Below are 11660 nucleotides of genomic sequence, written 5' to 3' on the forward strand. Positions count from 1 at the left end.
CTTATTTCTTATCGTCATCAACTACAGTGTAATCAGCATCAACTATATTATCGTCAGCTTTTGTTTGTTCACCTTGTTTAGCATCACCAGCAGCTTGTTGTGCTTGTTGAGCAGCAGCATACATTTGTTCAGCTAATTTGTGCAAAGGTTGTTCCAAAGCTTCACTATCTTTTTTTATATCTTCAATATTGCCAGCTTCGATAGATTTTTTCAATTTATCTTTAGCTTCTTCAACTTCTTTCAATAATGCAGCATCGCCTTTACCTTCAAGGTCTTTCAAAGCTTTTTCAGCTTGGTATACTAAAGAATCTGCATTATTTTTAATGTCTAATTCTTCTTTTTTAGCTTTATCTTCTGCAGCATGAGCTTCTGCTTCTTTAACCATGCGTTCTATTTCGTCTTCTTTCAAACCGCTAGAAGAAGTAATTGTAATTTTTTGTTCTTTTTGAGTACCCAAATCTTTAGCTTTTACATGTACGATACCGTTAGCATCGATGTCAAATGTTACTTCAATTTGAGGAACCCCACGAGGAGCTGCTGGGATGCCATCCAAGTTGAAACGACCCAAAGTTTTATTATCTGCTGCGAATTCACGTTCACCTTGCAACACATGGATATCTACAGATGGTTGGTTATCCGCTGCAGTGGAGAATACTTGAGATTTAGATGTAGGAATTGTAGTGTTACGATCGATAATACGGGTGAATACACCGCCCATTGTTTCGATACCAAGAGACAATGGAGTTACGTCAAGTAACAATACGTCTTTAACTTCACCTACTAATACACCACCTTGAATAGCAGCACCGATAGCTACGCATTCATCTGGGTTAACGTTTTTAGTTGGTTCTTTACCCAATACTTTTTTAATAGCTTCTTGTACAGCTGGAATACGGCTAGAACCACCAACTAACAATACTTTATCGATATCAGATGCAGATAAGCCAGCATCGTTCATAGCTTTACGAGTAGGTTCAATAGTAGCTTGTACCAAATCAGCAGTTAACTCTTCAAATTTAGCACGAGTCAATGTTACATCCAAATGTTTAGGACCAGTAGCATCAGCTGTGATGAATGGCAAGTTGATGTTTGTGCTAGCTACGCCAGACAATTCAATTTTTGCTTTTTCAGCAGCTTCTTTTAAACGTTGATCAGCTAATTTATCATTGGATAAATCGATACCAGTTTCTTTTTTGAATTCTTCAATAAGGTAGTTCATGATACGTTGGTCGAAATCATCGCCGCCAAGGTGGTTATTACCAGATGTTGCCAATACTTCGAATACGCCATCACCAAGTTCAAGGATGGAAACGTCGAATGTACCACCACCAAGGTCAAATACAAGAACTTTACCGTCTTCGTCTTTATCTACACCATATGCAAGAGCCGCAGCTGTAGGTTCGTTAATGATACGAAGTACTTCAAGACCTGCAATAGAACCTGCGTCTTTAGTAGCTTGACGTTGAGCATCTGTAAAGTATGCTGGAACAGTAATAACAGCTTGTTTTACAGGTTCGCCCAAGTAAGCTTCTGCGTCAGCTTTAATCTTTTGAAGAATCATTGCAGAAATTTCTTGAGGTGTATAAGATTTACCTTCTACAGTTACTTTGTAGTCAGAACCCATATGACGTTTAATAGAAATAATTGTGTTTTCTGGATTGGATACAGCTTGACGTTTAGCCAATTGACCAACTAAACGTTCGCCATTTTTCGCAAAACCAACTACGGAAGGAGTTGTACGTGCACCTTCTTGGTTTGTAATAACCGTAGGTTCGCCGCCTTCCATAACAGCAACACAAGAGTTTGTAGTCCCTAAATCAATACCAATTACCTTTGCCATAATATATGACCTCCTAATACTTATAATCTATTCAACAACCTTTACCATTGCTGGTCGAATACAACGACCATCCACAGTATAGCCAGTTTGCAGTACTTCACATACCGTATCAGATTCATATTCATCTGATGGTACGCGCATAATTGCTTGATGGAAATTTGGATCAAATGGTTTTCCAACTGCATCAATAACAGCCAAACCATGCTTAGACAACATAGCCATCAAGTTTTGATGAATCATAACAAATCCATCAAGGAATACCTTTGTATCCCCTTCTGCAGGAGCTTGTACAGCTCGCTCAAAATTATCTAATACAGGTAGCAAATCTTTTAGGACATCACCCTTAACAAAACCTGCCAACTGTTCTTTTTCTTGATTAGTACGGCGTTTAAAATTTTCAAAATCCGCTTGTAAGCGTTTATAACGATTATCAAAATCGGCTTTTAATTCTTCTAACACCTCACTTGCATCAACTACAGACTCTTCAGCATTTTTTACTTCGGATTGATCCTTCGTTGCTTCTGTAGGCTCAGAAACTTCTTCGTCTACCACATCTTGTTTAATTTGTTCTTCAGACATGCCTTATCCTTTCTATGATTGATTCCTTGCCATCGTTTCCATTAAATGCTTCATATAAGAAAGCAAATTTATAATGCGTCCATATTCCATTCTTGTAGGGCCTAGTATTGCCAATGTACCAAGTTGATTATTATCTTTAGAAAAGTCTGTCTGAATAAGGCTCATATCACTTAATGATTCCATCTGATTTTCTGATCCAATCTTAATCTTAATTGGCATCTTTGAATTATCTTGTAATATATGACCTAATTCTTGCTGCTCTTCTAACAGTGAAAGTACAGGTTGTACTTTTTCTACCGTTTTAAATTCCGGTTGACGTAACAACTCCGTAGCACCAACTGAATAAAATAAGCGACGTTTGGTGATGGCCCTTAATAAGGTTTCTCCGATTTGTAATAATACGGATTTTGGACCGTCTATATGTGCGATAATGGCACTAATATGAACTGCTGTAATATCTCGCAAAAGCTTGTTTTGAACGGCATTGCTAAATTGAATAGCCAATCGTTGTAGTTCATCAGCTTTCACAGAAGATGTAAAATACATCAATTCATTATCTAGTGCACCAGTTGCGGTTATCACAACCATAACAGCTTGGTGAGCATCAAGAGGTAAAATATGTATATATTTTAATTGTGCTTGCTCATGTCCAGGAGCTAATAACAAGCTCATGCTATGACTCACTTGAGAAACCAGTCTGGCCATATGCAATAACATTTCATTGCTTGATAGCTGTGAATCATTCCATATGTTATTGATTTGTTTCACATCCTCATTTAAGACCGGACTTTGATGCACCATAGAATCAACGTATAAGCGATAGCCTTTTGATGACGGTATACGTCCAGCTGATGTATGAGGTTTTTCTAAATAACCTAAGTCCTCAAGATCGGACATTTCATTACGCACTGTTGCAGGGCTAATTCCTAAATCATAATTTTTAGCAATCGTCCTAGAACCAACAGGCTCAGCAGATTTAACATAATCCTCTATAATCACTCGTAAGATGCGTTGTTTTCTTTCATCCATAATGACACCTCACTTGTTAGCACTCAAAATGTTTGAGTGCTAATCGCATGTATAATATTACCATACCAAAATAAAATGTCAAGTAAAATTATCCTTAAAACACCAAATAAAATCAGTTTAGTCAAAAAGACAATATGATTTTATAGAATAATAGGTCAAAAAGACAAGACAATAAAATTATAGGATTAGTCAAAAAGACAAGTCCCATCTATGTTTATAAGATGTATACAAATATAAAATAGCTCCTAGTCAATTTATAACTAAGAGCTATTGTTAAATTATAAAGTTTTATTTTCTAATGGATTTCCAAGACGTTCTAACAATTTTCCCATACGCTCTTTTGGTTCTCCATTTTCTGCATACCAATCGATTAATATATCAGCGGCCTTCTTTGCTTGCTCAACAGATAATTTACGCATCAATATCTTTCCTGCTTCAGGACGCATGCCTGTATTACCACCTACGGCAAGCATAAATCCTTGAGATGTACCAATAAAGGCGATATCTTTAACCATAGAATCAGGACAGTTACGACCACAACCACTAATTCCTATTTTACATTTGTGACTTGTTTTACGACCATAATGTTTGCGTTCTATATAATCTGCTAATTCAGCAGTCTCCATCTGACCATTTTTACATTTTCCTTTACCTACACAGGCAATTAGCGAATTGACGCCTCTATGAATAACCGTAGTGACACCTTCAGGCAATTCAGCAATTAAAGCATCTTTATCATCTTTGTCAATACCTGTAATTTGTATACCAGTCACCACATGTCTAAAGGAACCGCCATATTTTTCAGCTAGTGCTATACATGCTTTCATTTGATCCAAAGAAAATTCATTATGCAATCCATGTATTATAACAGATGTCTTCATCTTTCCTCCTAAATAAGCATGCATATTCATCATCATCCTATTCATCCTAACATGTTACTTATTGAGAAACTATGAGAAATATTACTCTTCTATGAATTGACTAAACACATAATTGCCATGCTTAGCACCTTCTAGCGTAAGATGATATAAATCGCCATCTTGTATAATTAAATTCTTTTCAATTAAATGATTTAAAATAGAGCCATATATATCTTCTAATTTTATATTAAATCTGTTAGCAAAATCGACTGTATTGATTCCCCACTTGGTTCGTAAGCTTAAAAAACAATAATCTTCTCTAGCTCTTTTGGTATCGATAACTTCCTCTTCTACAACAGGAAATTCAAAACAGTCTATTTTTCTAGCATACGGCATGACATTGCGATTATTAGCTCTTCTTACACCATCAAAAAATGAATGAGCACCAGCACCAAAACCTAAATAATCACAATATTGCCAATATTTCAGATTATGTTTACTATAGGACTTATCTCTTGCAAAATTGGATATTTCATAACGCTCAAATCCCAAATCTTGAATTCCTTGCATCATCATGTCATACATCGTATCCTCTGTTGATTCATCAGGTAAAGAAATGAGTCCTTTATCAACCAAATGATATAATCGTGTTCCTTGTTCTACTTGTAAACCATAGGTAGAAATATGATTAATTGGCAAGGAACTAACAATGTCTAAATTTTTATTAATTTCATCAGTTGTTTGATTCGGTAATCCATATATTAAATCGATATTAATATCTTGAAATCCCACCTCAAAGGCCTTTTGAACTGCATTTATAGCAGCCTCACGATTGTGACTTCTATGTAAACTTACAAGAGATTTATCATTAAAGGTTTGAACACCGAAACTGATACGAGAAAATCCTAATTTATGCAACCCCTTTAAATAAGCCTGATCTACCTCTCCAGGATTTGATTCGATGGTAAACTGACAATCAGGAGATACATTATAGTTAGTTTTAATAGTATTCAAAATTTGTTCTAACTGTAATAAGGATAATTCCGTTGGTGTACCGCCTCCGAAATAAACAGTATCTACAAGTTTAGTGCGAGATGTAGGATATGCATCACCGAACATAGTCATTTCTTGAACCAAGGCATACAGATATGTATCGTAATAGTCCTCTAAATTTTGATACGCTGGAAAGTCACAATATATGCATTTTTGTTTGCAAAACGGGATATGGATGTATATCCCCATATCCCGCTGTACAAACAAATCGTTACGATTTGTTTCCATATTAATCTTCTACCTTTAAAATTGCCATAAATGCTTCTTGTGGAATCTCTACAGAACCAACAGCTTTCATGCGTTTCTTACCGGCTTTTTGTTTTTCTAGCAATTTACGTTTACGAGAAATATCGCCACCATAACATTTTGCTAAAACGTCTTTACGCCAAGCTTTTACAGTTTCACGGGCTACAATTTTCGTACCTACTGCTGCTTGAATAGGAATTTCAAACATTTGACGAGGAATTAATTCTTTTAATTTCTCAGCTAATGCACGGCCACGTGTAGCAGCACGATCCTTATGAACAATGATAGATAATGCATCTACAGGTTCTCCATTTAATAAGATATCCATCTTAACCATTGGAGATTGTTTATATCCAATCAATTCATAATCAAGAGATGCATACCCCTTTGTAGCAGATTTTAATTTATCAAAGTAATCATAAATGATTTCACTCAATGGTAAGTGATATACAACGGATACACGCGTTTCATCCAAGTATTCCATAGATTGATATTCGCCACGTTTATCTTGAGACAATTCCATAATAGTACCAACAAAATCCTTAGGTACAATGGTGGTAGCCTTAACATATGGTTCTTCAATATAATCGATTTCCGTTGGAGGTGGTAATTTGGCAGGGTTATCCACTTCGAGCATTTCCCCATTAGTCTTATACACCTTGTAGTTAACAGATGGAGCCGTAGTGATAAGTGTTAGATTATATTCACGCTCTAAGCGCTCTTGAATAACATCCATATGTAGTAAGCCTAGGAAACCACAACGGAAACCAAAACCTAGAGCCAAGGATGTTTCTGCTTCATATTCTAAGGCAGCATCATTAAGCTGTAACTTTTCTAATGCATCACGAAGATTTTCATAATCCTTAGAATCTGTTGGGTATAAGCCACAATATACCATGGATACGGCTTTGCGATAGCCAGGTAATGGTTCAGGTGCAGGGTTATCAGCCAATGTTACGGTATCACCAACGTGACAATCCTTTACATTTTTAATACTAGCAGCAATACAACCTACAGAACCACATGGTAATTCTTGAACAGGCACAAGATTTGGTGTAAAGATACCAAGCTCTGTAACATCAAAATCTTTTTTATCATGCATCATGCGGATTGTATCTTTTGCCTTAATAGCCCCTTCTTTCACACGAACATAAGCAATGGCCCCCTTATACGCATCAAAGCGGCTATCAAAGATCAATGCTCGTGTTGGTTCATCAGATTTATCTGGTGGAGGTGGAACCTTATTGACAATAGCTTCTAAAATATTAAGAATACCGACACCAGATTTAGCAGAGCATAAGACAGCTTCAGAGGCATCTAAACCTATAATGTCTTCAATTTCTTGCTTAACTCGTTCAGGATCTGCAGATGGCAAATCGATTTTATTAATTACAGGTATAATCTCAAGGTCATGTTCTAAAGCGAGATATACGTTTGCCAACGTTTGTGCTTCTACACCTTGTGCAGCATCTACTACAAGCAATGCTCCTTCACAAGCTGCTAGAGAGCGAGATACTTCATAGCTGAAATCCACATGGCCCGGTGTATCAATAAGGTTCAAAATGTATTCTTTACCATCTTGAGCCTTATACAAAATACGAACGGATTGCGCTTTAATAGTAATACCACGTTCACGTTCTAAATCCATGGAATCCAATACTTGTGCTTCCATTTCTCGTTTTTGTAGAGTACCAGTATATTCAATTAATCTATCAGCGATAGTAGATTTACCATGGTCGATATGAGCTATAATACAGAAGTTTCTAATCTTTTTCGTTGACATACTATGTGAACAAGTTCAAGGAACTTGTATTCTCCTTTCTAACATACGCAATCGATAACAGCACCTCCTAATAATTGAGTGCCATTATAAAAGGCTACGGACTGACCGGGTGTAATAGCCCGTTGTGGTTCATCAAAGATGACCTCCATCGTATCGTCGTCTAAGATACGTGCCGTACAAGGCGATGGCTTGGCTGCGTAACGAATTTTACCTTCCGCCTTTAACTCTTTATGGATTGTATCATCTAAGAAATTATAAAACTTACAAATCATACGATTTGTAAAAAGTCGTTCATTAGGTCCTACAATAACTTCATTGCGTTCACCATTAAAGCCAATAACATATAAAGGGTGTTTATAGGCAATGCCTAGTCCTTTACGTTGACCAATCGTGTAATTGAATAAACCCGTATGCTTTCCTAATATTTCACCATCTTCAGTAACAATATTACCAGATTTTGGTTTAGTTTTCATTTCTTCTACTACGAGTTTTTGGTAATTACCATGCGGTAAGAAACAAATATCTACACTGTCTGGTTTCTTAGCTACTGGCAAATCATATTCAGCAGCTAATTTACGTGTTTCTGTTTTACATTGGCCACCCAATGGGAACATAAGATGACTCAAAATACGTTGATTCATATTATACATAACATAGCTTTGATCTTTAGTTGGGTCAACACCTTTATGCAATTCATATAAACCAGTGTCTTCATTATAATTAACCTGTGCATAGTGACCGGTTACCATATGTGTAGCACCTAGTTCTAATGCCCGATTAAGCATTAAATCAAATTTAATATTTTTATTACAGAATACACAAGGATTTGGTGTGCGCCCATAAGCATATTCTTTCACGAAATAGTCTACTACATTATCGTAGAATACATCACGAGCATCGATAACATGATGCTCGATACCAAGAAAATCACACATTTTCTTAGCATCTGTTACAGCAAGAGGCACCTCATCATACGGTGTCCCACTCACCCATAGCCATAGGGTAATACCAAATACTTTATAGCCTTGTTTTAGCAGCATTGCAGCAGTCAAAGAACTATCTACTCCACCACTCATAGCTACAGCGATAACTTTTTCCATACTTTCTCCTTTTAATGATCTCTTGATCATAAAACTAATCAGGGTGAAAGCCTGACGTGTAAAAACACTAATTCGGTGTAAAAGTCCGAGTAGTATTGCTATGAAATTATAGCAACTTATATTATAGCCTAGAATGATGTATATTGAAAAGATTTGAAACAAAAGAATCTCTTTCCATCAAAGAAAGAGATTCTAATTATTATCTATGTTTTAATAATTCCTCTGCCGCACCTAAAATGCCGAGCATAGAATGTTCGAATACAAGACCACCTTGCATGAAGATTGTATATGGAGGGCGCACAGGACCATCAGCACTGAGTTCAATAGATGACCCTTGTACAAATGTACCGCCAGCCATGATAATTTTATCTTCATAACCAGGCATATCCCCAGGAATTGGATGCACATGAGCATCTACAGGAGAGTAAGCTTGCATGCCTACACAGAAATGCTCCATTTCCTCACCATTTTTTAAATTGATGGCTTGAATTAAATCATAACGGTCTGCATCTACCTTAGGAAATACTTCATATCCTAGTAATTCACCTACCGCAGCTGTATACACAGCCCCTTTAAGAGCTTGTAAAACTACATGAGGAGCCATAAATAAGCCTTGGAAGAATAGACGGTAGCCAGGAGCATAGGAACCCATATGATCACCAAGTCCTGGAGCCGTCAATTGATATGCTGCGTCTTCTACAAGGTCCTCACGACCTACGATATAGCCACCGGTTGGTGCCAAACCGCCTCCTGCATTTTTGATGAGAGAACCTGCCATGATATCAGCACCAGCCTCTAATGGTTCTTGAAGCTCTGTAAATTCACCGTAGCAATTATCTACAAAGCAAATGGTTTCTGGATTCTTAGCTTTCACAACATCAACGATAGCCTTAATATCCGCAATCGATAATGGTTCACGTGTGCTATACCCACGAGAACGTTGTATAACAACAGCACGCGTATTGGAATTAACAGCCTTTCCAATAGCCTCCAAATCGTAGGTATTATTTTTTAGAGGCACTTCTGTATAGGTAAAGCCTTTTTCAATCAATGATCCCTTAACAGGACGAGTATAGCCTATAACAGATTGCATGGTATCATAAGGAGCTCCAACAGCATAGATAAATTCAGTTCCTTTAGAGCCATTTCCCATAATAGCCATCAGTGTAGTAGCTAATGCGTGAGTACCCGATACAAAATGAGGTCGCACAAGAGCCTTTTCGCCTTTAAATACATAGGCAAATACTTCATCTAATTTTTCACGTCCCACATCATTGTAACCGTAACCAGTTGTGCCTATAAAATGATAATCAGATACTTGACACTCTTTAAATGCTTCTAATACTTTTTTTGTATTTGCTAATGCAATAGGTTCAAACTTTTTAAATTGTGTCTCCGCCATTTCAAGGGCTTTACTACGTATTTCTTCTAATGTCATACCTTTTCCTTTACTGTTATAGTGTCGCTTCTATTATAGTGCGAGCTTTACAAAAAATTTCATTACTTGTAGTTTGTTTATCAATAGTAATCCACTCTATATACGGCATACGTTTGTACCACGTAATCTGCCGTTTTGCAAAGTGGCGCGTATTCTTTTGAATTAAATCAACACATGCGTCATAGCTGATTAATCCTTCTAAATACTGGATAACCTCTTTATAGCCAATGCCTTTAAAGGCTTGGCATTGTGGATTTACGCCAGAGTCTAATAAGGTCTTAACTTCATCTACTAATCCCTGTTCAAACATAATCTCCACACGGCGATTGATGCGGTCATACAAATCACTGCGCTCACGTTTTAATCCAATAACTGGACCTTTATAGGATAAACCATCTTTTGTTTGCTTTATTAACGATTCATAATCACCAGCTGTCATCAATTCAATAGCGCGGTACAACCGATGTTTATCGGTATATTTAATTTCTATGCCACCTTTTTCTGCCAAATTCTGAGCATACTCACGTAATCCATCTACGCCATATTCAGCATATAACTCATCTAATTCGCTTCTTAATTTTGTATTAGGTTTTATATCATTAAAATTATAGTTTTCTAACAAAGACTGAACATATAAACCAGTTCCACCAGATAAGATTGGTACAACATGATTGTTATTTAATTGATCTATTAATGATTTGGCTTGTTGTTGAAAGATAGAAACACTGTAATCATCGTCAGGTTCTAAAATATTTATAAGATGATGAGGTACAGCAGCTAATTCTTCTGTTGTCGCCTTTGCAGTACCAATATTCAAATGTTTATACACCTGATACGCATCACCAGAAATCACTTCGCCATGATAGCCTTTAGCCAATGCTAATGTTAAGTCAGTCTTACCTACAGCTGTAGGACCTACAATTGTTATTAACTTTTTCATTGTAACCCCTCATTACTGTAAACACCATATCCTATACGACTATACTTGCCGCCCACCCATGTGGATGGTGGAAAATCTTTAAATACAGAGCTAAACGGTCGTTCTTTGATAATAAAACCTAATCGACAAACGCGCTTAGCTTCCTGAATAACAGAATCTGTGATTCTACCTTCCGAAGTATGCCCACGCAACGGTTTAAATTGTGGACTTTCTTCAATAGGAACTTCAAACATAGGGTCAAAATATAATATATCTACACTATCGTTAGGTAGCCCCTGTAAAAAGCTTTCAAAATTATCATGACGAGCATCAATACGACGTAGTGCATTTGTTACAGTCATATCCTCATGAGTATAATGTTTCAATCCAAACCATGTAGATAGCCATATAGGATATGACGCTTCTAATCCTATAATATGTGCACTAGGGAATGCATAGGACATGATAATACTATCACTGCCAAGGCCCAGCGTACAATCAACTATAGATATAGAATTAGATGATTCAGCTGTTAACAATTCTATAGCGTTTACAAGATGGTCATCATCTCCACGTTGTAAGCGTAAAATACGCAATTGAGCCATGGATAAATGAAATCTATGATCCTGTTCTTCGTTAAAATGAATTGTCAATTGATTCTTAGAAACAACCGCAATAGGCGTATCCTCTAATAATAGTTCAGAAATAGGCCTCTTTTGACGATTTAGATATACTAAATCTAATGATTTAGCTAATTCTTTTGTTTCTTCTTTTATTGCTGAAGACGCTTTTTGTGAAGTAGTAATAATCATA

The 11660-nt window shown here is 36.6% G+C and carries 10 protein-coding genes; all 10 read right to left on the minus strand.

The window, feature by feature from the left end; genetic code table 11:
* Nucleotide 1: 1 nt before the first annotated feature.
* Nucleotides 2-1840, minus strand: a complete 1839-nt coding sequence (gene dnaK / locus O3617_RS01405) for a molecular chaperone DnaK (RefSeq protein ID WP_371448214.1) — start codon at nt 1838-1840, stop codon at nt 2-4.
* 27 nt (nt 1841-1867) lie between these two features.
* Nucleotides 1868-2419: a nucleotide exchange factor GrpE gene (gene grpE / locus O3617_RS01410; RefSeq protein ID WP_371448216.1), complete on the minus strand. Its 552-nt coding sequence runs from the start codon at nt 2417-2419 to the stop codon at nt 1868-1870.
* A 12-nt stretch (nt 2420-2431) separates the two neighbouring features.
* A complete protein-coding gene (gene hrcA / locus O3617_RS01415; protein WP_371448218.1) occupies nt 2432-3448 on the minus strand; it encodes a heat-inducible transcriptional repressor HrcA in 1017 nt (338 codons plus the stop codon).
* 278 nt (nt 3449-3726) lie between these two features.
* Nucleotides 3727-4329, minus strand: a complete 603-nt coding sequence (locus O3617_RS01420) for a nitrite/sulfite reductase (protein WP_371448220.1) — start codon at nt 4327-4329, stop codon at nt 3727-3729.
* A gap of 81 nt (nt 4330-4410) precedes the next feature.
* The gene (gene hemW / locus O3617_RS01425; protein WP_371448222.1) at nt 4411-5589 is read right to left on the minus strand and encodes a radical SAM family heme chaperone HemW; all 1179 of its coding nucleotides are present in this window, start codon (nt 5587-5589) and stop codon (nt 4411-4413) included.
* Between the two features lies 1 nt (nt 5590).
* Nucleotides 5591-7390 (minus strand): translation elongation factor 4, encoded by a 1800-nt coding sequence (lepA, locus tag O3617_RS01430; protein ID WP_371448223.1) that lies wholly within the window; start codon nt 7388-7390, stop codon nt 5591-5593.
* A gap of 38 nt (nt 7391-7428) precedes the next feature.
* The gene (gene mnmA / locus O3617_RS01435) at nt 7429-8490 is read right to left on the minus strand and encodes a tRNA 2-thiouridine(34) synthase MnmA (protein WP_371448225.1); all 1062 of its coding nucleotides are present in this window, start codon (nt 8488-8490) and stop codon (nt 7429-7431) included.
* Nucleotides 8491-8689: 199 nt separating this feature from the next.
* Nucleotides 8690-9928, minus strand: a complete 1239-nt coding sequence (locus tag O3617_RS01440) for an aminotransferase class I/II-fold pyridoxal phosphate-dependent enzyme (RefSeq protein WP_371448227.1) — start codon at nt 9926-9928, stop codon at nt 8690-8692.
* A 16-nt stretch (nt 9929-9944) separates the two neighbouring features.
* A complete protein-coding gene (gene miaA / locus O3617_RS01445) occupies nt 9945-10868 on the minus strand; it encodes a tRNA (adenosine(37)-N6)-dimethylallyltransferase MiaA (protein ID WP_371448229.1) in 924 nt (307 codons plus the stop codon).
* Nucleotides 10865-11659: a protein-L-IsoD(D-D) O-methyltransferase gene (locus O3617_RS01450; RefSeq protein ID WP_371448231.1), complete on the minus strand. Its 795-nt coding sequence runs from the start codon at nt 11657-11659 to the stop codon at nt 10865-10867. Before O3617_RS01450 ends, miaA begins: the two co-directional genes overlap by 4 nt.
* Nucleotide 11660: the final 1 nt, after the last annotated feature.

Source organism: Veillonella sp. 27098_8_77, assembly GCF_041431535.1.
Lineage (GTDB): Bacteria > Bacillota > Negativicutes > Veillonellales > Veillonellaceae > Veillonella.